Origin of the sequence: Bacteroides sp. NSJ-48, assembly GCF_014287405.1 — a bacterium.
GTDB classification, from domain to species: domain Bacteria; phylum Bacteroidota; class Bacteroidia; order Bacteroidales; family Bacteroidaceae; genus Bacteroides; species Bacteroides stercoris.
In genome coordinates, this window is record NZ_JACOOD010000052.1 from 1 (window position 1) to 24,519 (window position 24,519).

Annotated in this window: 24 protein-coding genes and 1 pseudogene; 21 read left to right on the forward strand and 4 right to left on the reverse strand. The window is 48.0% G+C overall.

What is annotated here, in order from left to right:
* The first annotated feature begins 146 nt into the window (after positions 1–146).
* From H8S52_RS17150 to H8S52_RS17165, 4 genes are all read left to right on the forward strand, one after another.
* On the forward strand, positions 147–569 hold the full coding sequence (locus H8S52_RS17150; protein ID WP_004291474.1) for a dihydrofolate reductase family protein: 423 nt from the start codon (positions 147–149) through the stop codon (positions 567–569).
* Positions 570–807: 238 nt separating this feature from the next.
* Entirely contained in the window at positions 808–1,413 is a 606-nt protein-coding gene (locus H8S52_RS17155; protein ID WP_004304269.1) for an RteC domain-containing protein, read from the forward strand.
* Positions 1,414–1,714: 301 nt separating this feature from the next.
* Positions 1,715–2,845 (forward strand): ATP-binding protein, encoded by a 1,131-nt coding sequence (locus H8S52_RS17160; RefSeq protein ID WP_004291480.1) that lies wholly within the window; start codon positions 1,715–1,717, stop codon positions 2,843–2,845.
* Between the two features lie 16 nt (positions 2,846–2,861).
* Positions 2,862–6,116, forward strand: a complete 3,255-nt coding sequence (locus tag H8S52_RS17165; protein ID WP_004291481.1) for a P-loop NTPase fold protein — start codon at positions 2,862–2,864, stop codon at positions 6,114–6,116.
* Positions 6,117–6,247: 131 nt separating this feature from the next.
* Here the strand turns inward: H8S52_RS17165 and mobC are convergent, their stop codons facing one another.
* The 4 genes from mobC to H8S52_RS20200 all read right to left on the reverse strand — a co-directional run bounded on the left by mobC (position 6,248) and on the right by H8S52_RS20200 (position 10,400).
* Positions 6,248–8,266, reverse strand: a complete 2,019-nt coding sequence (gene mobC, locus H8S52_RS17170) for a conjugal transfer protein MobC (protein WP_004291482.1) — start codon at positions 8,264–8,266, stop codon at positions 6,248–6,250.
* A gap of 30 nt (positions 8,267–8,296) precedes the next feature.
* Positions 8,297–9,544: a conjugal transfer protein MobB gene (gene mobB, locus H8S52_RS17175; RefSeq protein WP_004291483.1), complete on the reverse strand. Its 1,248-nt coding sequence runs from the start codon at positions 9,542–9,544 to the stop codon at positions 8,297–8,299.
* Entirely contained in the window at positions 9,523–9,951 is a 429-nt protein-coding gene (mobA, locus tag H8S52_RS17180) for a conjugal transfer protein MobA (RefSeq protein WP_004291488.1), read from the reverse strand. The genes mobB and mobA overlap by 22 nt, the downstream gene beginning before the upstream one ends.
* 269 nt (positions 9,952–10,220) lie before the next feature.
* Complete coding sequence (locus tag H8S52_RS20200) at positions 10,221–10,400, reverse strand: hypothetical protein (protein ID WP_074668551.1); 180 nt, start codon at positions 10,398–10,400, stop codon at positions 10,221–10,223.
* Between the two features lie 232 nt (positions 10,401–10,632).
* Here H8S52_RS20200 and H8S52_RS17185 point away from each other — a divergent pair, with 232 nt between their 5' ends.
* The 17 genes and pseudogenes from H8S52_RS17185 to H8S52_RS17265 form a co-directional block, all read left to right on the forward strand.
* Positions 10,633–11,388 (forward strand): ParA family protein, encoded by a 756-nt coding sequence (locus H8S52_RS17185; protein ID WP_005643916.1) that lies wholly within the window; start codon positions 10,633–10,635, stop codon positions 11,386–11,388.
* Positions 11,389–11,393: 5 nt separating this feature from the next.
* Complete coding sequence (locus H8S52_RS17190) at positions 11,394–11,843, forward strand: DUF3408 domain-containing protein (protein ID WP_004311202.1); 450 nt, start codon at positions 11,394–11,396, stop codon at positions 11,841–11,843.
* A complete protein-coding gene (locus H8S52_RS17195) occupies positions 11,840–12,229 on the forward strand; it encodes a DUF3408 domain-containing protein (protein WP_299338276.1) in 390 nt (129 codons plus the stop codon). The genes H8S52_RS17190 and H8S52_RS17195 overlap by 4 nt, the downstream gene beginning before the upstream one ends.
* Entirely contained in the window at positions 12,226–12,966 is a 741-nt protein-coding gene (locus tag H8S52_RS17200; RefSeq protein ID WP_032595736.1) for a hypothetical protein, read from the forward strand. The genes H8S52_RS17195 and H8S52_RS17200 overlap by 4 nt, the downstream gene beginning before the upstream one ends.
* Positions 12,967–13,167: 201 nt before the next feature.
* The gene (locus tag H8S52_RS17205; RefSeq protein ID WP_004311205.1) at positions 13,168–13,479 is read left to right on the forward strand and encodes a DUF4134 domain-containing protein; all 312 of its coding nucleotides are present in this window, start codon (positions 13,168–13,170) and stop codon (positions 13,477–13,479) included.
* Between the two features lie 10 nt (positions 13,480–13,489).
* Positions 13,490–13,822, forward strand: a complete 333-nt coding sequence (locus H8S52_RS17210; RefSeq protein WP_004311206.1) for a DUF4133 domain-containing protein — start codon at positions 13,490–13,492, stop codon at positions 13,820–13,822.
* On the forward strand, positions 13,819–16,323 hold the full coding sequence (locus H8S52_RS17215) for a TraG family conjugative transposon ATPase (protein WP_005827325.1): 2,505 nt from the start codon (positions 13,819–13,821) through the stop codon (positions 16,321–16,323). Before H8S52_RS17210 ends, H8S52_RS17215 begins: the two co-directional genes overlap by 4 nt.
* 37 nt (positions 16,324–16,360) lie before the next feature.
* Positions 16,361–16,744: a DUF3876 domain-containing protein gene (locus tag H8S52_RS17220; protein ID WP_004308928.1), complete on the forward strand. Its 384-nt coding sequence runs from the start codon at positions 16,361–16,363 to the stop codon at positions 16,742–16,744.
* 30 nt (positions 16,745–16,774) lie between these two features.
* Positions 16,775–16,987, forward strand: a pseudogene (locus H8S52_RS17225) (DUF4141 domain-containing protein); the annotation flags it as partial.
* Between the two features lie 565 nt (positions 16,988–17,552).
* Positions 17,553–19,358: a reverse transcriptase/maturase family protein gene (locus H8S52_RS17230; protein WP_032535361.1), complete on the forward strand. Its 1,806-nt coding sequence runs from the start codon at positions 17,553–17,555 to the stop codon at positions 19,356–19,358.
* Positions 19,351–19,887, forward strand: coding sequence for a conjugal transfer protein TraI (locus tag H8S52_RS17235; protein WP_008645941.1), 537 nt, complete (start codon positions 19,351–19,353; stop codon positions 19,885–19,887). Before H8S52_RS17230 ends, H8S52_RS17235 begins: the two co-directional genes overlap by 8 nt.
* 3 nt (positions 19,888–19,890) lie before the next feature.
* Positions 19,891–20,895 (forward strand): conjugative transposon protein TraJ, encoded by a 1,005-nt coding sequence (gene traJ, locus H8S52_RS17240; protein WP_004308926.1) that lies wholly within the window; start codon positions 19,891–19,893, stop codon positions 20,893–20,895.
* 31 nt (positions 20,896–20,926) lie between these two features.
* A complete protein-coding gene (traK, locus tag H8S52_RS17245) occupies positions 20,927–21,550 on the forward strand; it encodes a conjugative transposon protein TraK (RefSeq protein WP_004308925.1) in 624 nt (207 codons plus the stop codon).
* A 6-nt stretch (positions 21,551–21,556) separates the two neighbouring features.
* Entirely contained in the window at positions 21,557–21,865 is a 309-nt protein-coding gene (locus H8S52_RS17250; RefSeq protein ID WP_004308924.1) for a TraL conjugative transposon family protein, read from the forward strand.
* Entirely contained in the window at positions 21,846–23,201 is a 1,356-nt protein-coding gene (gene traM / locus H8S52_RS17255; RefSeq protein ID WP_032595739.1) for a conjugative transposon protein TraM, read from the forward strand. Before H8S52_RS17250 ends, traM begins: the two co-directional genes overlap by 20 nt.
* A gap of 69 nt (positions 23,202–23,270) precedes the next feature.
* A complete protein-coding gene (gene traN / locus H8S52_RS17260; protein ID WP_032588475.1) occupies positions 23,271–24,329 on the forward strand; it encodes a conjugative transposon protein TraN in 1,059 nt (352 codons plus the stop codon).
* A gap of 2 nt (positions 24,330–24,331) precedes the next feature.
* The coding region (locus H8S52_RS17265) for a conjugal transfer protein TraO (protein ID WP_186910294.1) at positions 24,332–24,519 on the forward strand (188 nt) is incomplete at its 3' end.

Sequence of the window (24,519 nt, forward strand, 5' to 3'; positions counted from 1 at the left end):
CGGAGACGATTGCGTGATGCTTATGCTATGCTTACGCATAGCGTGCATTCACGTACTCTCCGTAAAGGCTTTACCAGAGCCATCGCTTGAAGGTAGTGTGAATTGCACGCTACTTTTTTACCCTTGCCTAACGAAAGGAAACGATTATGGGTAAAGTTCAGATTCTCGCCGTACTGACGATGGACGGATGTCTTTCTTCAGAGTTATATGATAAAGCACATCAGGATTTGTGCCTTGACCGTTGCGGTCTTGATGAAATCAGGAAGAAAGCCTTTTACCGTGTGACACCGGACTATTCCATTTCAATGCTGCACGAATGGAGAAAAGACTGCACAAACATCCGTTACCTCGCGGAAGCCACACCGGACACGGCAGACTATATAAACGGACTGCTGCGGATGCACGCTGTGGATGAAATCATACTATACACCGTTCCTTTCATATCCGGAAGCGGACGACATTTTTTTAAGTCGGCTCTGCCAGAGCAACACTGGACGCTTTCCTCTTTGAAAAGCTATCCCAACGGTGTATGTCGCATTATCTATATCCTTGATAAAAAAGCAAGATAGCCAAAATGTGCGGCAAGCATACATTTCTATTTTCAGGAATAGAATAAATGTTCCGATTACAAACAATTTAAGTCGGAGATAATTTGTCCTTGTGAAAAAATACTGAATTTTATACCTCTGAAATCCAGCACTTTGTAAAATTGAGTGTTGGATTTTTTATTTTCTGCCGCGTTTTTTGCCAATTATATTCATGTGCGCACGCAGAAAACAAAGTGTAATTTTCAAAATTGACAGAACCATGAATTATTTCTTGCTGGCGGAAACCGACTTTTTCCGCCTGATAAACGAAGCCGGCGACTGCAATATGGAAACGGCATACACGGCTTTCGCCACCCAAGTGATCGAACTGTGCAACGGCGGCATGGACATGAACCTTACCGTCATCGCGCTTGCCTACATCGAAATCGAGTTGCAGCACCATCCCGTACGTAATCTGTCAGAAGAAAAAAGAGAGATTGCCGCCTACGTCAGCAAGGCTCTGTCTTTCGTAAGAAAGATGCAGAAATTCCTTGCCACGCCCCAAGTGCCACCACTAATATCCGCCAACAACGCAACAGAAACCACCGCCAGCCTTCTTCAATGGACGGGCAATGCCATCGACCTCGTGGAACTTATCTACGGCATAGACGTGATGGGCTGCATCAACAACGGCAATATGCCGCTCAAACAGCTCGCCCCACTTCTCTATAAGATATTCGGGGTTGATTCTAAAGACTGCTACCGCTTCTACACTGATATCAAACGCCGGAAGAACGAAAGCCGCACCTATTTCATTGACAGGATGCAGGAAAAACTGAACGAGAGAATGTTGCGTGATGAGGAGTTGGAGCGGATGAGAAAATAAAAAAATATCCATTACATATGAGAAGACAGGAATACTCGTATCCTGTCTTTTTATTTTCATTTAATTATATATTAATTAGCACAATATATGTGAGTTTTTCATTCCTATAAGGACAAATTTCAGAAACGTATGTCTGGTAAATTATTGAGTCATCATAGTATGAACATATATCATTACTAAAAACAATGAAACAACTTCCATAAGATTGTGGTTGTAAAAATCGCCATTTAATAGCCCGTTTTTTTTGTAAAATTCGCCAATTAAAAAAATATGATTATCTTTGCATTATATTTTATAAGGTATGGAAACAGTAAATAGAATACTTCAAGAGAAGATTACAGCACGAATCGCGCCCAATAAAGCAGTACTGATTTTTGGTGCTCGCCGTGTTGGTAAAACGGTAATGATGCGTAAAATTGTGGACAACTATTCAGGTAGGACGATGATGCTCAACGGCGAAGACTACGACACATTAGCACTATTGGAGAATCGCTCAATAGCCAATTATCGGCATTTATTGGATGGTATTGATTTGCTGGCTATTGATGAGGCACAGAACATACCACAAATCGGTAGTATTCTGAAGTTGATAGTTGATGAAATACCGGGAATAAGTGTCTTGGCAAGTGGTTCTTCGTCATTCGATTTGCTGAATAAGACTGGTGAACCGTTGGTCGGCCGCAGTACGCAATTTCTCCTTACACCATTCTCGCAACGGGAAATCGCACAGACGGAAACGGCACTTGAAACCCGCCAGAACCTCGAAGCGCGCTTGATTTACGGTTCCTATCCCGAAGTAGTAATGATGGAGAACTATGAACGTAAAACAGACTACCTACGTGATATTGTCGGTGCATACCTGCTTAAAGATATCTTAGCAATTGACGGCTTAAAAAATTCGAGCAAGATGCGCGATCTACTGCGATTGATAGCTTTTCAGTTGGGCAGCGAAGTTTCTTACGAAGAGTTAGGTAAACAACTCGGCATGAGCAAGACGACCGTTGAAAAATACCTCGACCTATTGGAAAAGGTCTTCGTTATCTATCGTCTGGGGGCTTATTCGCGTAACCTACGCAAGGAGGTTACAAAAGCTGGCAAGTGGTACTTCTACGACAACGGCATTCGCAATGCCATTATCGGGGCTTTCTCACCGCTGGCCATTCGGCAGGATGTCGGTGCGCTGTGGGAGAACTACATCATCGGAGAGCGGCGCAAAGCGAACTTCAATGAGGGACTGCACAGGGAGTTCTATTTCTGGCGCACCTACGACAAACAGGAAATCGACCTGATTGAGGAGAGTGCCGACAGTCTTACCGCCTTGGAGTTCAAGTGGGGAAATAAAATGCCGGCCGCACCGAAAGCCTTCCAAGAAGCCTATCCCTATGCCGAGTTTCATGTGGTAAATCGGGAGAATTATTTGGAGTTCGTATAATCAATAAATTACGTATATGGAAACAAAACTACAATCCAAACAGCAATATCCGCGGTTTATCCAAAATAAACCGTGTGGTATTGACAAATTCGATGGAGGTTCGCAAGAAAGGTTGGCAAAAACTATTGCTCGCCATTTTTGTCAGAATGATTCATTGGATGAGGAATGTACTTTACCTCGAATTATCGGCATCGAAGGTATTTGGGGATCTGGAAAATCCAACGTGGTTAAAATGTTGGAACGTGAATTATCAGACGACTATTACTTTTTTGAGTATGACGCATGGGGACATCAAGAGGACTTGCAACGCCGCTCTATATTGGAATTGCTTACAAGCAAACTTATTGATGATGGTATCCTATCTGGAAATGCAACAATAAAAGTCAAAGGTGGAGGTACGAAAACCGTATCATGGTCTGAAAAGCTGAAATATTTATTAGCCCGTAAAACGGAGACCGTAACCGAAAAATATCCCCTTATCAGTAATGGTATGGTTGCGGCATTTTTGGTTGCAGTTTTAACTCCGATATTTACATTTATTGCGTATGCAGTAAAACCTACACCCACAACATGGTGGTTTTCTTTATTGTCTATTATCATAGCTGCACTGCCAGTTCTTATTGCATTGTGCGTTTGGAAATGGGCATATAGCAAAGATCATAAATATGGATGGAGTTATATGTTAGCTATTTATCAAGATAAAGTCGAAAAGGACGTTTGCTATGAGACTTTGAGCGAAGACGAACCAACGGTTTACGAGTTCAAAACATGGATGCAAGACATTTCTGATTTTATCAAGGAAAAAGGACAACGTAAATTAGTCCTTGTTTTTGACAACATGGATCGTCTCCCCGCTGAAAAAGTAAAAGAATTATGGTCTTCTATCCATACGTTCTTCGCCGATAGCGGTTTTGAAAATGTTTGGGCTGTTATTCCTTTCGATGAAACACATTTAGCTTGTGCATTCGGAGATGAGACCGACGAACAAACGAAACAACTGACCAAGTATTTTATCAATAAAACTTTCCCTATTGTTTATCGTGTTGCTCCTCCTGTTATTACCGACTATCGAAGTATATTCAACAAACTGTTTGTTGAAGCATTTGGAGAAACAGAAAATGAAGCGAAAGAAACTATAAATCGGATATTCAGATTGGTAAATCCTAATGCCAATGTTAGGGAAATTATATCATATATCAATGAGATGGTCGCTCTTAAACAAGAGTGGTGTAACGAAATTTTGATGATAAACATAGCATTGTTCTGTTTGAAGAAGACGGATATTCTGGCAAATCCAGTAGAACAAATATTGTCCGGCGACTATCTGAATGGCATTCAAACAATAATTAACAATGATCTGCAAACACAACGCGAAATTGCAGCTTTGGTATATGGTGTCGATGTTGAAGATGCTCGACAAATTCCATTGAAAAAATATATTGAAGGCTGCATCAACGGAGAAGAAGACCACGACATAAATCAATATGCAGAGACTAATAAACAATTTGACACTGTATTAGAAGAAGTTATACAATGTATGGACAATGCGCTTATCGATAAGATTATACATTGTTTGCATAAATTAACTCGAAAGAGCGATGTTATTCTGCGTGTATGGCAAAGAATAGCACAATTGAAATTAAAAGAATCCATAGAGAAGCAGGTGTTCCCTGTCGAATACCAAGAACTGCTGTTGCATTTAGACACGGAAAGCCAAAACCATGTGATTGCTCAATTATATAAGAAGATAGTTCGGTTCAATGACTTCAATGGCGGCGACTATTTCAAAACGTTAGATGCAATAGACAGGTTTATTGCGCAAAATAAGTTGGCGTGCGATTTTACGTCATTGATTGAAGCAAAAACAGTCAAGCCAAATACATTTATCGATTATATTCAAGCTGCAAATGCAACAGATGCTGCCTATCGGGATAACGCGACAACTAAAGCATATAAATATTATCAAGTAGCAACAAATTCGGAGGCGCTCGATAATTATTTGGCAAACTTACTACCCGATAATTTCGACCATGCAGATATTGTAAAAACGTTAAAAGATAATTCTACCTATACGTTTCCAACGCTTTTGCAAGCGATCACGAATTGCATTGATGAACAGAATGTAAATAAAGATAATATAGGGGCTATATTTACAACCTATCGTTTATTGGCATCTGACGAAGAAAGACCTTTACCTGTAACGTTAGATTCAACCTACATAAATCAGTTGCATTCTGAATTAGAAACTGATGGCCGAAACATTAAAGAGTCTGGATATTACGATTTAGTCGCCATGCAATTGGCACATGGTCATTCCGTTTCCTTAATAGAGGGTGGAGATATAAAATATGTTGCAGAACTCATGGACTATTATGTGGATCATGGAGACTTATTAGTAAATAGTGTGGGATGGAATATACCGCTATTAAATGAAACACTACAATACATGGTAAATCATAAACTTGGCTATAAATTATTGCTCTCAGACATATTGCCCCAATTTGAAGATATTAAGAACAGAATAGGTGTAACGGATGAGGTATTTATCGAGCATTTAGCAGAGTGGAATACCGATTTGGATAAGTATATCACTAAGAACAATATTAAAGATGTAATTCCTGACGCATCTTTTTACGATTTGACCACTAAAATAAGCAATGTCCTGACCGATCATATCAATAAAATAGCGTTCGAAGCGTTGTCTGAAATAAGTGTTGATACATTATACGCCCAAAGAACAGCACATACATCATATTATTGGTTTGTCGCAATAAAACATTTACTGGCTAAAATCAAATCCTTGCCAGATAACTTGACTGAATTTGGCAAAAAGATTCTGATGGATATTGCTTCTGGAACTCAAAGTTTGAATCCTTTCCCTAATTGTTTCAAGAATATAGTTGAAAGATTGGATAAACGAAAAATTAAATCGACAGTTACCGATATAAGAAATGATTTCTGCATCGGTAAAAAGACTATCAATGCAATAAAGTTTCAATTTTTCGAAACATGGCTTAGATCGCATGGTAATTTGAAAAGTCAAGCTGGAGACGTTATTGATAAAATAGTGAAACCTGTAATTTCCGATGGGGCATGCCGTTCATTGATTCTGCAAAACAAAGATTTTTATATGGATTTAATAAATACAGCAGGGGATGATGCTTATGAATTGAAAAAGAGTCTCCGAAACCTCATACAAAAAGATTCAGATCCGCAATTGGTTAAATTTGTCAATTCGATAGATTCAGTACCTGAGGTTGAAACCGCGTAAGTATTTGTCTAACAAGTCCGAATTTTACGATTTTACCCGTCAGAACTGAAGTGCCCCCCAAAAAAATTGTATCCAACTTTTGGGGGTCACTTCAAACTTCGATAGGGATAATTTTCAATTTTGGGGACTTGTTAGACAGTCTCATTATCTGGTAGCAGTTTACACAGCACCGGATCGTTTTTGATACGCTCCAGTTCCTCCTGCACAATCTGCTTCACCTCTTCCTTGATGCGCCGGTAGTTCGCCTGCACCGTTTCCTTCATGCGGTCGTTGCCGTCCTCGTCCGTGAAGTTTGTAATGACGGGAATTTTCTTGTAGGCACTTTCTTCCCGTTTCACCTTTTCGGCATCCACCACAATCTCGCAATGAAAAATCTTCTGCTCGATACGCTCGTTGAAGTTGTCGGATACAGAACCGACAAACATTCCCTGCGTAAGCCCGGAAATCTTACTCGGTGGAATGAGCGCGTCCATCTGCGTGTTGATGGAGGTGGAAACATCCTGCCGGTTGATGGAGATGGACTGCCGTTTCTGCAACACCTTACCGAACCGCTCGGAGAGCGTCTTGGCTGTTTCCCCCACCACCTGACCGGAGAAAATATTGCCGACAGTGTTCATCACCACTTTCGCCTCTTTGTCCCCGTAGTCACGCACTAACTGGCTGAAATCCTGAAAGCCCAGACACACGGCAACCTTGTTGCTTCGGGCGGTAGCTATAAGATTGTCCAACCCTTTGAAGTATATTGTGGGCAACTCGTCGATGATGACCGATGACTTCAGCATCCCCTTCTTGTTGATGAGCTTCACGATACGGGAATTATACAGACCGAGTGCCGCACCGTAGATATTCTGACGGTCGGGATTGTTACCCACGCAGAGGATTTTCGGCTCTTCGGGATTGTTGATGTCCAGCGTAAACTCGCTGTCTGACATCACCCAGTAGAGCTGCGGTGAAATCATCCTCGAAAGCGGGATTTTTGCCGACGCTATCTGACCCATGAGCTGCTCCGCAGCCCCTCCAAGCCACGCATCCATGAACGGCGAAAGGTAGTTCTCCAGCTCCGGATAAGAGGTCAGTATCGGAAATATATCCTCGTAACGGCGGTTCAGAAACTCGATAGCATGGGGAAACGTGCAAAACTTCCCGTTCTGATAGATTTTGAGATACCAGATAATACTGGCAAACAGAATGATAGGTGACTCCACGAAGAAGTCGCCCTGCTTTTGCACCCACGTTTTATTGAGGTTGAGCATTATTGTGTAGGCACTCTCATAGGCATCCGTAATATCTTCCATAAAATCCGGGTGAATGGGATTGCACCGATGAGAGCGTCGCGGGTCGTCGAAGTTGATCACATAGAACTTCGGCTTTACCTTGTAGCCGTCCGGGTGGTTCAGCAAATGGTTGTAGGCAATAGTAGATAGGTCGGGATACTTGAAATCGTAGATGTATTGACTAAAGCCCTTTTCAATCTGTTGCTTGATAAAATTGTTTACCACGGCATAGGACTTGCCGCTGCCCGGCGTACCCAACACGATGGACGCACGGAAGGGATTAACTACATTGATCCAACCGTTGTTCCAGCGTTTCCTGTAATAGAAACGTGTCGGCAGATTGACCGAATACTCGCTTTCGATAAGCCTCGTTTCCTGCATGAAACTCTCGTTCTCGTTGTTGAAAACATCCTCCATCAAATTGTGTTTCAACAGGCGGCTCATCCACAGACCACCCATCAACAGGCAGACATAGCCCGTTCCAATGGTAAGGACATACAGTCCCGTCACCGCTTCAAGCGGCAGCGGCAGGGGCAGCAACCACCAGTTCAGGAAAAACAGCACGAACCCGACGGCAAATGCTGTCCAGATTCTCCCCCAAGTGATTTTCTCACCCTTGACACCCTTCGTACCCAGACAGGACAAGGCAAGCAAAAGGACGGAAAACAGCTTCGTGTAGAGAATGGAATGGAACAGCCCCGCCGTGCGGTCGAAGTTCAGAAGGATTTTGTCCACCACGCCGATGTTCACGCCCCACAGCCGGATGGCTTCGTAGCAGAACCAGTACACGTTCATGACCACTAAAATGATACTCACGGCACGCAGAAAATCCATGATTTTCGCCAATGCCCTCAAATCGTCTTCTTGTTGTGACATACATTGATTTTTTAATTGTTGATACTCTGATTACATACCCAAGCCCTTGCGTTTTTTCTTCTTTTTGCGCTTCATCGCCCGGATGAAAGCCTCTTCCTCGGCATCTACCGCCGGACCTTCGGGAGTGAGCAAGCCCATACCGCCCGATATATCTTCACTGTCGTAGGCGGTCTGCCCGTGTGCCTTGTCCGCAGCATCCACAGGGATGGATAGCGGTATCGGCGGTTGTCCGGCGTATGGCAGGGTGAAGTGTTCCTGCAAGGCATTCGCCGAAAGCTCCTTACCCATGCGCGAACCGTTCAGCACGCATCCCGTGCGGTGGTCGATGAAGGTAGCCCCATAGATGCGCCCTTCCTCTGTGTAGCGCAGTACGGTGTCGATGCCCTTCTCTTTGAGTTGGGATACAAATTTGTCCTTGTCATAAGTGCCTTGCAGCACGGAAAGGACGGTGCGTTTCGTCATGTCTGCCAGTTTCCTATCCTTGATTTCCGATTTGGAACGGACAAACTTCTTCTGTACGGCTTCATAGCCTGCGGACTTCCCGAAAAGCGAGGATTTGAACGGGTTGCCCACCTTGTTACCCTTGTCGTCCGTGACGGAATAGACCAGCCCGTGATACTCCCGTCCGCGCACGTTGCCCCTCGCTTCCTCCACCGTCATATTATATAAGGAAAGGAGCGCACGGTATTCGCCCATCGTCTGGAAACGGTACTGCCCATTCAGAGCCTTCACGGTGTTGCCTACCTGCTTCTTCACATCACCTGCCGATGCGGCCACCTTGCGCAACGGATTATCCAATCTCTGATTTTTACGTTCTGCCGGATGCAATCCGTACTTCTGTTCCAGTTCCCTGCGGATACGGTCGCTGCGGCGGTAGAGAAAATCCCGGTTGAGCCTTTTCCCGTTCTCGTCCACGTTGACCGTCACGATGTGCAGGTGGTGGCGGTCGATGTCCTCGTGCTTGAATACAAGATAAGGCTGGTTTCCGAAACCGAGTTTTTCCAGATACTCGCGGGCGATATTCTGCAACTCAATATCGGTCAGCACATCCTCCGGGTGCGGGTTGAGAGAGATATGCACCACCGGCTTCTCGATCTTCATCTGCGGTGGCAGGAAGGTGAGAAAACCCTCCATCGCCTTGCCTATGTCCACCGTTCCCGAACCGTCATTGTAGATGCGGTTGGTGGTGAGAAGCCGCCCCTGCGCCTCGTTAATCTTCTCCCCGTTGTAGGCAATCGCGCCGTACAACGAACTTCCTACACTGATTTTTGCGACCATTTTGCCTCCATTTCCCTTGAAAGTTCCACAATCCGGCGGCTCAGTTTCACGAGTTCGACGGTGTGTTGCTCTAATTTGTAGAGCAACGCCATCGCCTTTTTCTCTGAAAAATGCAGCCTCAGTTCCTTCACGACTTGGTTGTAATTCGTACCCACGGCACGGAATTGTGCATGAAAATCCGACAGTTTGGTGTAATAGTCCACCAACGTCTTGTCCACCTTCAGCACCTTGAACGGTTGCCCGAAGAAGTGCGCTTTGAGGAAAACAGACCGTGCATAGACACCCGATTTTCCGAACATGGCGAGGAAACGGTTGTGTTCCTCCTCGTTGAAACGGACGGTGTACCGGTACACCGCCGGATCAAGTTTGGGATTTCTCCCTGATTTGCTTTTCCTTTTCTCTTTCATATTACTTTGGATTTAGCGGATTGACGGCATAAGCCGCCGCTTCGGATTACAGCACCGCAGTTCTGAAAGGCTTCCCGACTTCGGAGGGAAAGCCCGCCCCCTGCAAGGGCAAGTGCTTTTCGTGGCTGCTCAAAATATTTTGAGCGGCTGAAAAGACATCTTGCTATGTTCAGGTGAACATAAAAATCCGTCGGGGACGGATTGGGGATGATTCCTTTCAAACTCCGGGCTGCGCTACCTGCGGCGTACCCTGCCGTTCGGGTGCAAAGTTACGCCCTTAAGGCGATGTCCGACAGAGGCTTGACCCGGACAATCAGTGCCAACCGGCGCAACGTGCTGCCACTTGCCGGAGAAGTGATACAAGTTCCAAAATATCCTTGTTTATTTGCAGTGTGATTCGGATGTGGGACTGAAAATACACTCCTTCCGCCGGATGTTCGGACAGCAATCCGGGCATCAATCCAAACGGTTGAAAACAGGTGTATGTATTCAGATAGTTTTCCAAGCACACGTCCGTGCGGACGGATAAAAGCATGGACGGTTGGACAAACCGATGAATACCCGCAGGCACAGCCGGATTAAGGAGTGAATAAATAAATGAATGGGAGTGCGTGCGTACGTACTAATGACAATACGCTACCGCCACCGGACAGATGTATAACCAAATAAATTATCAAAAAAATGAAAGAAGCAACTTATGTGGCAATCTCCACGCAGAAAGGTGGAGCGGGTAAGACAACCCTGACAGTGCTTGTAGCAAGCTATCTGCACTATGTGAAAGGCTACAACGTAGCCGTGGTGGACTGCGATTTCCCGCAGTACAGTATCCATGACATGCGCAAGCGTGACATGAAAGCCGTCATGGAGGACGGGCATTACAAGGTGCTGGCGTATGAGCAGCTCAAACGACTGAAGAAGAACCCGTACACCATCAGATGCAGCCGTGCGGAAGATGCGGTAAAGACCGCCGAAAATCTGGTGGCAGCGCAGCCCGACCTCGATTTCGTGTTCTTCGACCTGCCGGGAACAATCAACAATGCCGATGTGGTGCAGACCATTTCCCAAATGGACTATATCTTCACGCCCATCATCGCCGACCGTGTGGTGATGGAGAGTTCCATCAAGTTCGCCACTGTCATCAACGAACAGATGATAAGCACGGGCAAGTCCGGCATCAAAGGGATTTACCTCGTGTGGAACATGGTGGACGGACGCGAAAAGACTGAACTTTACAAGGCATACGACAAGGTCTGTGCCGAGTTCGCCCTGCCCATTCTGGAAACACATCTACCGGACAGTAAGCGCTTCCGCAAGGAGACGGCGGCAGAACGCAAGGCGGTATTCCGCTCCACGGCGTTTCCGGCGGACAAAATACTGGTACGCGGCAGCAACCTCGACAAACTCGTCGATGAGATTCTCGGCATCATCAAAAACTGAACGGCATGGCAAAGAAAACAAGAATCGAGGACATCGACAGCGAAGCCGTAATCAACTCATTTCGACTGGACGATACAAGCATTCCGCCGGAAGCGAGAAGCACGGACGGGAACGCTCCTGTCCCACCTCCGAAAGAAGCGATACAAGAAGCCGTTTCTCCACCCGCCTCGCACTCCAAAGAGGAGCCGGAACGCAGGCGCAGGAACAGCAAGCCGGAAAAATTGGATTATGACACAGTATTCATATGCGGTTCCAATATCACGGCAAGGCTCGGCAAGCAGGTCTATATCCGCAAGGAGTACCACGACCGCATACAGAAGATGCTTCATGTAATCGGAGGCAACGAAGTGACTATCGCGGCATTTCTTGACAACGTGCTGACACACCATTTCACGCTGTTCCAAGACGAGATAGCCGAATCGTTCAAACGGCACATGGAATCCTATAATTTATAAACACTCAAAAACAACAAAGAAGTATGAAAAGAACAAATAAGAACCGTCAGGCTGAGTATCTGCAAACAGGAAAGAGTGAAAGAACCGCTGTCCGTGCAGCAAAGTGTGTAACCGACTACGGGCATGAAAATACCGACGTTGACTTCCGCAAGGATAAAGGCAGAGACAAACCGCTCTCGACTTTCCTGCAAGCATCGGAAATCAAAACGCGGCAATGTATATACATCAGCCGAGAAATTCATGAGAAAGTCGCTATCGTTACCAGTCGGATGGGAAACGGTTTGAGCATCGGCAAGTTTGTGGATAACATCCTCCGCGACCATTTCCGACAATACGGGCAGCAGTACATGGAACAGATTGAAAACGCCCAAAAAGTAAGATTATGACAAAGGCGTTTTTAATCGTATCGGTTGCTTGCAACGTGTGGTTTCTGTTTCTGCTGTTCTATGACCGCATCATGGACATGAAGCTCATCCGTTTCTTCAGACATATTGCCGGGCTGTGGCGGTCATTGGACAGTACGGTGGCAGAGCAAGGAAAGGATAAGGAAATACCTCACGCAGACACCTCGGACATCATTGGCAAGAGCCGTTTCAAGATGGCATCGACCCGGACAACCGCTGCCATACCGACGCAAGAAGCCGCCACTTCGGAAAAAGGCATTGAGCTGTCGGAGGAAGAGGCTACTTTTGACGACGGAAACACGGAAACCGTCTCACGCCCGACACAAGTACCGGAGGACAAACTCGATGAAACCTTCACGAGCATCCCGCCCTCGGAACTGGAGTACGGAGAAGATGAACCGGAGGATGAAGAACCAGACAAAAAGCAGGCTTCGGGAAGTAGCTTCGAGGATATTGACATGGCAGTACACACCATACGGAAGGAATCACCATCCGATGAGGAAATGCGACACGCCGGAAAGGTCATGACGGAACTGGACGGGACAGAGCTTTTCACAAGAATAACGGAACGCCTGACCGATGAAGCAATGAGCGAGAGGATTGCAAAGGCGATGGCAGTTTTCGTGGACACGGTGAACATGACCGTGACACAACAAAAGGAAAAGGTGTTCGTGATTCCCGACAACATCGAGGAGTTCGACTTCCGAAACTATGTATAACAACTAAAAAAGAATGGAAATGAAAACGTAAAATGACGACACCCACGCGCACGGCGGTACAAGGTACAGCCAACCCGCAACGGACAGCCCCAAGTCCGTAGAAACAAACGGGCAACCACTAAAACCAAAGTAAAGTAATCAAGTATCAACCGCCCGAAAAAGGACTATCCACCCTTTGGACGGCACAAAAAAGAACAGTTTATGAACAAGAACATCAGACAAAAGTTAATCATCGCTGCGGCACTTATGATTGCCGCAACCGCCTCCGCTTTCGCACAGGGAAACGGTCTGGCTGGCATCAACGAAGCCACCTCTATGGTGAGTTCGTATTTCGACCCCGGCACGAAATTAATCTACGCCATCGGCGCGGTAGTCGGGCTTATCGGTGGCGTGAAAGTGTACGGAAAATTCTCGTCCGGAGACCCGGACACCTCGAAGACCGCCGCCTCGTGGTTCGGGGCTTGTATCTTCTTGATTGTCGCCGCCACTATCCTGCGCTCATTCTTCCTTTAATAAACAATGTATGGCTGAATACCCGATAAACAAGGGTATCGGCCGTCCGGTCGAGTTCAAGGGTTTGAAGGCTCAGTACCTCTTCATCTTCTGCGGAGGTCTGCTGGCTCTCTTCGTCCTGTTCGTCATCCTCTATATGGTCGGCATCGACCAGTGGATATGTATCGGCTTCGGCGCGGCATCGTCTTCCGTCCTCGTATGGCAGACCTTCGCGCTGAACGCCCGGTACGGCGAACACGGGCTGATGAAATTGGGAGCGGCAAGGAGCCATCCCCGATACCTTATCAACCGACGGCGGATCACCCGATTACTCAAACGGCAACGAAAGGAAGAAACGACATGAGAAATACATCCAAAATGACAACACTGGAAAACAAGTTCCCCCTGCTGGCGGTGGAGCATGGCTGCATCATCTCCAAAGACGCCGACATCACGGTGGCTTTTGAGGTGGAACTGCCGGAGCTTTACACCGTGACGGGCGCAGAGTACGAGGCGATACACGGCTGCTGGTGCAAGGCTATCAAGGTGCTGCCGTACTTCTGCGTCGTGCATAAGCAGGATTGGTTCATCAAGGAGAAATATATGCCGGAGTTACAGAAGGACGACATGAGTTTCTTGAGCCGTTCCTTTGAACGCCACTTCAACGAGCGTCCGTACCTGAAACACTCCTGCTATCTCTACTTGACCAAGACGACGAAAGAACGTAACCGTATGCAGAGCAACTTCAGTACGCTGTGCCGGGGACATATCATCCCGAAGGAGCTGGACAAGGAAACCGCCGGGAAGTTCATGGAGGCCGCCGAACAGTTCGAGCGCATCATGAACGACAGCGGCTTTGTGAGGCTGCGCCGCCTCTCCACCGACGAGATTGTCGGGACGGAGAAGTCCGCCGGGCTGATAGAGCGTTACTTCTCGCTCATGCCCGAAGGCGACACGACCTTGCAGGACATCGACCTCTCGGCAAAAGAAATGCGTATCGGTGACAACCGCCTGTGCCTGCACACCCTCTCCGACGCGGAGGATATGCCAGGAAAGGTGGCTACCGACATCCGCTACGAGAAACTCTCCACCGACCGCTCGGACTGTCGCCTCTCCTTCGCCTCCCCCGTGGGGCTGCTGCTTTCCTGCAACCACATCTATAACCAGTATGTGATTATCGACAACAGCGAGGAAAATTTGCAGAAGTTCGAGAAGTCCGCAAGGAATATGCAGTCGCTATCCCGATACAGCCGGAGCAACAGCATCAACCGCGAGTGGATAGACCAGTACCTGAACGAAGCCCATTCCTACGGGCTGACCTCGGTACGGGCGCACTTCAACGTCATGGCGTGGAGCGATGACGCGGAGGAACTGAAGCATATCAAGAACGATGTGGGCAGCCAGCTGGCAAGCATGGAGTGCGTGCCGCACCACAATACCATCGACTGCCCGACGCTCTACTGGGCGGCGATGCCCGGCAACGCGGCGGACTTCCCGGCGGAAGAGAGTTTCCATACATTCATCGAGCAGGCGGTGTGCCTCTTCACGGAGGAAACCAACTACCGCAGTTCGCTCTCGCCCTTCGGCATCAAGATGGTGGACAGGCTTACGGGAAAACCGTTGCACCTCGACATCAGCGACCTGCCGATGAAGCGGGGTATCACGACCAACCGCAACAAGTTCGTGTTGGGTCCTTCGGGCAGCGGCAAATCCTTTTTTATGAACCACCTCGTGAGGCAATACTACGAGCAGGGTACGCACGTGGTGCTGGTGGACACGGGAAACTCCTATCAGGGCTTGTGCGAGATGATCCGGTGCAAGACAAACGGGGCGGACGGCGTGTACTTCACCTACACGGAGGAGAAACCGATTTCGTTCAACCCGTTCTACACCGATGATTACGTGTTCGACGTGGAGAAAAAGGACAGCATCAAGACATTGCTGCTGACGCTCTGGAAGTCGGAGGACGACAAAGTGACGAAGACGGAGAGCGGCGAACTGGGCAGTGCGGTGAACGCCTATATCGAGCGTATCAGGGCTGACCGGAGCATCGTCCCCTCGTTCAACACCTTCTACGAGTATATGCGCGACGACTACCGCCGCGAACTGGCGGAACGTGAGATAAAGGTGGAGAAGTCCGACTTCAACATCGACAATATGCTCACCACCATGCGGCAGTATTACCGGGACGGACGCTACGACTTCCTGCTCAACTCCACGGAGAACATCGACCTGCTCGGCAAGCGGTTCATCGTCTTCGAGATTGACAGTATAAAGGAAAATCGCGAGCTTTTCCCTGTGGTGACCATCATCATCATGGAAGCCTTCATCAACAAGATGCGCCGATTGAAAGGCGTAAGGAAACAGTTGATAGTGGAAGAGGCTTGGAAGGCTCTATCTTCGGCGAACATGGCTGAGTACCTGCGCTATATGTACAAGACCGTGCGCAAGTATTACGGGGAGGCAATCGTGGTGACGCAGGAGGTGGACGACATCATTTCCTCGCCCGTCGTCAAGGAGAGCATCATCAACAACTCCGACTGCAAGATACTCCTTGACCAGCGGAAGTACATGAACAAGTTTGATGCCATACAGTCCCTGTTGGGTCTGACGGAGAAAGAGAAGTCGCAGATACTCTCCATCAACATGGCGAACAACCCGTCAAGGCTCTACAAGGAAGTGTGGATAGGACTGGGCGGCACGCAGTCGGCAGTCTATGCCACCGAAGTTAGTGCTGAAGAGTATCTGGCGTACACCACCGAAGAAACGGAAAAAGTAGAGGTTTACCGTCTGGCGGAACAGTTGGGCGGCGACATTGAAGCCGTCATCCGGCAGCTTGCCGAAAGGCGGAGAAAAAAGGAATAAATAGAAACAGATTCATCAACTAAAAAAGAAAATGCGTATGAGTATATCAAGAACGAAAATGCTGCAAGTCAGCAAGTGTTTAATCGGGCTGGCGGTCATGGTGCTGCAATCCTGCGACATAACGGACAACCGACGCGACCTGCTTTGCGGAAACTGGGAGAGTGTGGAGGGCAAGCCCGACGTGCTTATCTACAAGGAGGGCGAAGCCTATAAGGTGACGGTATTCAAGCGGAGCGGCATCCGCCGCAAGCTGAAGCCGGAAACCTATCTCTTGCAGGAGGAGAACGGCAATCTGTTCATGAACACCGGATTCCGCATCGACGTGTCCTACAACGAGGCGACGGACATCCTGACCTTCTCGCCGAACGGGGACTACGTGCGTGTGAACCCGAAACCGGACCATCCGATAGGCGAGCAATAAATAATGAAATCCACTAAAATCCAAAGTAACATGAGAACAAGAATAACACTTATTATCTGCCTGTGCCTGTTTGCAGTCGGCAGGGCAAGCGCACAGTGGGCGGTGATAGACCCGTCCAACATCGCGCAGAGCATCGTGAACACCTCGAAGAACGTGGTACACACTTCCACGACCGCCCAGAATATGATAAAAAATTTTCAAGAGACCGTGAAGATTTACGAACAGGGCAAGAAGTATTACGACGGTGCGCCCGTATAGGCGATATAATAAATGTAGCTTTGGCAAGCTATTAGGTAAGTGTTCCAATATTTACCTATCATCACCAGCTTATCTGCCCACGAAAGGACGGCAGGGAGTATAGCACGCTGGAAAGCCATAAGTCAATTAGTTATCAAATTGCAACTGAATGGTGAGATGAAACAGATAGATACGAGGATAAAATCCAAACTGATTGAATGATAGTCCAAGTGAACCCAGTATGTTTTATAGTGAAAGATAACTTAACTCGCTATACCGTAATACCTCTGTTGCGAGCGTCGTGTAGTAGAGGCAGGAACAAATTACGGCACAACCGCAGTAAGCGGTAACGGGCGGAAGTCATATCCGACAATCTATCATAGCCATGTTATTATATCGTAAACGGGGATTGCCTAAATCGGAACGCCGCAAGGCTATTAGGTACAGACCTATGAAAATCCGACAAGGCAACGGAGCTTCCGTAGTAGTCTGAGCAGGGGAAAGCCCTGTACATGGCGAAGGGAAGCAGCTAATAATTTTAATGCAAATAACGGAAAATGTGAGAGACATTATGAGAAGTCCAGAGTATGTATTAAACAGTCTAACGGAACACAGTGAAAATTTGAATTACAAGTTTGAACGCTTGTACCGTATCTTTTTCAATGAGGAAATGTATTACGTTGCCTACCAACGCATATATGCGAAACCGGGCAATATGACAGCAGGTGCAGATGGGAAAACCATTGACCAAATGAGCCTGAACCGAATTGAACAACTGATAACATCGTTGAAAGATGAGAGTTATCAGCCCCAACCCTCAAAACGGATGTATATCCCAAAGAAAAATGGGAAAATGCGTCCATTAGGTGTACCAGCTTTTAATGATAAATTATTGCAGGAAGTGGTCAGAATGATATTGGAAGCCATCTATGAAAGACAGTTTGAAAAAACGTCACATGGCTTCCGACCTCTAAGAAGCTGCCACACTGCCTTGTCTGATATTCAGAAGACATTTTCGGGCGTGAAATGGTTCGTAGAAGGTGATATTAAGGGATTTTTCGACAATATCAATCATGAGATACTGATAGGTATTCTGAAAGAACGTATCGCTGACGAAAGATTTATTCGCTTGATTAGAAAATTTCTGAATGCAGGATATATCGAAGACTGGAACTTTCATAACTCCTACAGCGGAACACCGCAAGGCGGAATTGTCAGCCCTATCTTGGCAAACATATACCTTGATAAGTTGGATAAATTCATGAAGGAATACACTGGAAAATTTGATAAGGGGAAAGAACGGAAAAGAACTAAACAGGTAGTATCACTTGAAGGCAAACGACACCGTATTCTGAAAAAGTTGAAAGTGGTAAAAGACAAAAGTGAAAGGTCAGAATTGATAAGACAATATAAGGCTTATCAAAAAGAAGGTTTGCAGTATTCTGATGGTGACGAAATGGATATGAACTACAGAAAACTCAAATATGTGAGATATGCGGATGATTTTCTAATTGGAATTATTGGCAGTAAACAAGATGCTATCATCATCAAAGAGGACATAAAGAACTTCCTCTATGAAAAGTTAGCTCTTACACTGTCTGATGAGAAAACACTTATCACCCATGCTGAAAACGCTGCAAAATTTCTCGGATATGAGATTTTTGTAAGGAAATCCAATGACACCAAAAGAAGCAAATACGGAGTACTAAGACGTGTCTTCAATAAGAGGATACAATTGGCACTTGGAAAGGATACGTTTAAGAAAAAGTTGCTCGAATATCGTGTTTTAGAAATAAAGATACACAACGGCAAGGAGTATTGGAAAGCAAAATCCCGTCCCAAACTTTCAAACAACAATGACTTTGAGATACTTGACAGGTACAACAAGGAAATAAAGGGCATTTACAATTACTATTGTTTGGCTAATAATTGTAGTAGTCTGTCAAAACTTGGGTATATCATGAAATATAGTATGTACAAAACATTTGCGCAGAAATATCGGACAACGATGTCGCAAATCCGAAAAAAGTACACCAAGAATGGACTTTTTTCAGTTAGATACTATTTAAAGAACGGTACTGCCAAAGACTTGACCTTTTATCATGGTGGGTTCAAAAAGAAAAATCCAATGAACATTAAGGATTTAGACAACTTGCCCAAATTCACATATCATCCTACAAACACAAGTCTTATAGATAGGCTGAAAGCGGAAAAATGTGAATTATGTGGAGCAGTCGATAAGTTAGTGATGCACCATGTGAGAAAATTAAAAAATCTTCAAGGGAAAACTACCTGCGAAAAACAAATGATGGCTCGCAAACGAAAGACTATTGCCATATGTGGTAAGTGTTACAAAAAACTCAGTAACAATGAATAGATTGATATTATTAGTAGAAAGCCGGATACGCGGAGACGTGTACGTCCGGTTTGGGGGCGAGCTTCCGAAAACCCACCGTAGTAATACGGCAGGGCGTTGGATGCTTAGCCTACCACTCAAATCCGTGAACAATCTGGTAAAGGACGCCCGGAAGGTGCAGCAGACCATTCTGATGGTGGGTGACATCACCGACACCTATGTGACCAGTTTCCAGAAGATGATGCGTGACGACAACTTCACGGTGGAGGAACTGGGAGCCATCGCCTTTGGCTACACCAAGTTATTGGAGGAATCCAACGATGTGCTGACGGAACTGAAGAATGTGGTGAATATCACCACGCTCTCCATGACGGACAAGGAGCGCATGGACGTGGTGGAACGCTGCTACTCCAAAATGAAGCGTTACCGCAACCTCGTGAGCTACTACACCAACAAGAACATTAGCGTGAGTTACCTGCGTGCGAAGAAGAAAAACGACCTTGACCGCATCATGGGGCTGTACGGGAACATGAACGAAAGATATTGGTAGCCTATGAATTTCGACAACCTTCACCAAATTCTGCGCTCGCTCTACGAACAGATGATGCCGCTATGCGGGGACATGGCGGGCGTGGCGAAAGGCATCGCCGGGCTGGGCGCACTCTTTTATGTGGCCTACCGGGTATGGCAGTCGCTGGCGAGAGCCGAACCGATAGACGTGTTCCCTATGCTCCGCCCGTTCGCTATCGGTCTGTGCATCATGTTCTTTCCGACGGTGGTACTGGGTACGATAAACAGCATCATGTCGCCCGTCGTGCAGGGTACGGCAAAGATGCTGGAGGCGGAAACGCTGGACATGAACCGATACCGTGAGCAGAAGGACAAACTGGAGTACGAAGCGATGATGCGCAATCCCGAAACCGCCTACCTCGTGTCAAATGAGGAGTTTGACAAACAACTGGAAGAACTGGGCTGGTCGCCCGGCGACATGGTGACGATGGCGGGGATGTACATCGAGCGCGGGATGTACAACATGAAGAAGGGCATCCGCGACTTCTTCCGCGAGATACTGGAACTGATGTTCCAAGCCGCCGCCCTCGTGATAGACACCATCCGCACGTTCTTCCTCGTGGTGCTGGCGATACTCGGTCCGATAGCCTTCGCCATATCGGTGTGGGACGGCTTCCAAAGCACGCTTACACAGTGGATATGCCGCTACATACAGGTCTATCTGTGGCTGCCCGTGTCGGATATGTTCAGCACCATACTGGCGAAGATACAAGTGCTGATGCTGCAAAGCGACATCGAACGGATGCAGGCTGACCCGAACTTCTCGCTGGATTCGAGCGACGGGGTGTACATCGTCTTCATGATAATCGGCATCATTGGTTACTTCACCATCCCCACGGTAGCAGGCTGGATTATCCAAGCCGGAGGCATGGGAAGCTACGGTCGCAACGTGAACCAGACGGCAGGACGAGCCGGAAGTATGGCGGGCAGCGTGGCGGGCGCAGCCGCAGGAAACGTGGTCGGACGTGTCGGGAAGCTGCTGAAATAATCAACTGACAATTAAAAACGAATAAACAACAATGGAATTTAAGTCACTTAAAAACATCGAATCATCGTTCAGGCAGATACGCCTGTTCGGTATCGTCTTCCTCTCGTTGTGTGCCGTAATAACGGTATGGAGCGTGTGGAGTTCCTACCGCTTCGCGGAGCGGCAACGGGAAAAGATTTACGTGCTGGACAACGGCAAGTCGCTGATGCTGGCTCTCTCGCAAGACTTGTCGCAGAACCGTCCGGCAGAAGCGAGGGAACACGTGCGCCGTTTCCACGAGCTGTTCTTCACGCTCTCACCCGAAAAGAGCGCGATAGAGCATAACGTGAAACGCGCCCTGCTATTAGCGGACAAAAGCGTGTACAACTACTATTCGGACTTTGCCGAGAAGGGGTACTACAACCGCATCATCGCCGGGAACATCAATCAGGTGTTGAAGGTGGACAGCGTGGTGTGCGATTTCAACGGCTATCCCTACCGTGCCGTGACCTACGCCACGCAGAAGATCATCCGGCAGAGCAACGTCACCGAGCGCAGCCTCGTGACTACGTGCCGCCTCTTGAACTCGTCCCGTTCGGACGACAATCCCAACGGTTTCACCATCGAGGGATTCACCATCATCGAGAACAAGGATTTACAAACCATCAAAAGGTAAACGGACATGAAGAAAATCAAAAAATCATTTTGGCGTGCGTACTGGAAGCTCCACGACAAAAAGAAAATGCTGGTGGCAAGGCTCAAAGGCTATCTGGACGGTTTGCCCCCGAAGACACGCAGGCGCATCGTGCTGGCGATGCTCGCCGCCTTTGCGGTGCTTGCCCTCTACACCTTCGGCAAAGCCGTCTATGAAATCGGCAGGAATGACGGCAGCCGGATGGTAACAGACCATGCCGGACAGGTGGAACTGTCCATAAAGCCGGACAACAATCATAATGTAATACCTTATTTATATGGAACAGACGAAGAATGAACCTAAAAACGAGAACAAGGCGGCTCCCGACAACGGGAAACCGAAGAAGGAGCGCAAGCCGCTGACCGAAGCCCAAAGGCTGAAACGTCAGAAAATGATAGTGCTGCCCGCTATAGTGCTGGTATTCATCGGTGCTATGTGGCTGATATTCGCCCCGTCTTCCGACAAGGAGCAGCAACCGGGAACGGGTGGTTACAACATCGAAATGCCCGACGCTGACAAGGCGAACCGCCAGATCATCGGCGACAAGGCGAAAGCCTACGAACAGGGAGCAATGGAGGAACGGCAGGAGAACCGCAGCCGCGCCATGCAGGAACTGGGCGATATGTTCGACCGCGAGGTGGCGGAAACGGACGGCGGCAGGGACTTCGACCTTGCTAATCCCGGAAATGCGGAAGATGCAACAGCAAAATCATCCGCTCCGAAAACCATCCAATCCTCCGCAGCTGCCTACCGCGACCTCAATACCACGCTCGGCAACTTCTATGAGCAGCCGAAGAACGACAACGCGGAAATGGACGAACTGTTAGAGCGTATCGCCTCGCTGGAATCGGAACTGGAAACCGAGAAAGGCAAGGCATCCGCTATGGATGACCAAGTGGCACTCATGGAGAAGTCCTATGAACTGGCGGCGAAGTACATGGGCGGGCAGAACGGCACACAGCCACCTGTCGGACAGGCGGCAGAGCCTTACCCCGTGCAGAAAGCCGGAAAGAACACGGCTGCACCTGTCAGGCAGGTAACGCATCAGGTGGTATCTTCGCTCTCACAGCCGATGAGCAACGCTGAGTTTGTCGCCTCCTTCTCGCAGGAGCGCAACCGCAGTTTCAATACGGCGGTGGGTGTCACGACTGTATCGGACAGGAACACCATATCGGCGTGTGTCTATGGGGCGCAGAGTGTGACTGACGGGCAGGCGGTAAGATTACGGCTGCTGGAGCCGATGGCAGTGGCGGACAAAATCATACCCCGCAATGCAGTGGTGGTAGGCACGGCAAAGATTCAGGGCGAACGACTCGATATTGAAATTACTTCGCTGGAGTACGCAGGTACGATTATCCCGGTAGAACTGGCGGTGTATGACACGGACGGACAGCCCGGCATCTTCATTCCAAACTCGATGGAGATGAACGCCGTCAGGGAGGTTGCCGCCAACATGGGCGGCTCGCTGGGCAGCAGCATTAATATCTCCACCAACGCAGGGGCGCAGCTCGCCTCCGACTTGGGCAAGGGGCTGATACAAGGCACGAGCCAGTATATCGCCAAGAAGATGCGTACCGTCAAGGTGCATCTGAAATCCGGATACAAGGTCATGCTATATCAGGACAGAGATTGAAAACAATAACAATCAACGACTAAAAAAACAACAACCAAATTTTTATTTACCACTAAAATCCAAAGTAGAATGAAAAAAGTAATCATCATGTTTGCCCTCGCTATGGGCATCATAACTGCCAACGCGCAGGAGAACGTAACCGTTGGAGAGAACAACGGAAGTGAACCGACGAACGAAGCGAGAGCAGAGACAAGCTCGCTTGACTATGCCTCGCAAGGAGGAGGAAGGCAAAGCCAACAACCGACCTTGACAAAGGAGGTCTATCCGCAGAAGGAGGCGGACGGCGATCTGTATCACGGGCTGACAAAGAAGCTGACCTTCGACCGCATGGTTCCCCCGCACGGATTGGAAGTGACCTACGACAAGACCGTCCACGTCATTTTCCCCTCGGAGGTGCGCTACGTCGATTTAGGCTCGCCCGACCTGATTGCGGGTAAAGCCGACGGAGCGGAGAACGTCATCCGCGTGAAAGCTACCGTGCGTAACTTCCCGAACGAAACCAATATGTCGGTAATCACGGAGGACGGGAGTTTCTATACTTTTAACGTGAAGTACGCCTCCGAACCGCTGCTTCTCAACGTGGAGATGTGCGACTTCATCCATGACGGCGAGAAGGTGAACCGCCCGAACAACGCGCAGGAAATCTACCTGAAGGAACTGGGCAGCGAAAGCCCGATGCTGGTGCGCCTTATCATGAAGTCCATCCACAAGCAGAACAAGCGTGAGGTGAAGCACATCGGCTGCAAGCGATTCGGCATCCAGTACCTGCTGAAAGGTATCTACACGCATAATGGGTTACTCTATTTCCACACGGAGATAAAGAACCAGAGCAACGTGCCTTTCGATGTGGACTACATCACATGGAAAATCGTGGACAAGAAGGTGGCGAAGCGTACCGCCGTGCAGGAGCAGATTATCCTGCCGCTCCGTGCGCAGAATTACGCCACACTCGTGCCGGGCAAGAAGAGCGAGCGCACGGTATTCACGATGGCGAAGTTCACCATTCCCGACGACAAATGCCTCGTGGTGGAACTCAACGAGAAGAACGGGGGGCGTCACCAGTCTTTCGTGATTGAAAACGAGGACTTGGTACGTGCCAATACCATCAACGAACTTCAAGTGCGCTGACCATGAGAAAGTACATCGCAATAATCATCGTGTCGCTTGCCCTGTTCACGGGGCAGGCGCACGCCCAGCGATGCCTGCCGAAGATGCAGGGCATCGAATTGAGAGCTAACCTTGTGGACGGTATGCGTTTAAGTGGCAACAATGGCGGTTACAGTTTCGGGGCGGCTCTCTCCACCTACACGAAGAACGG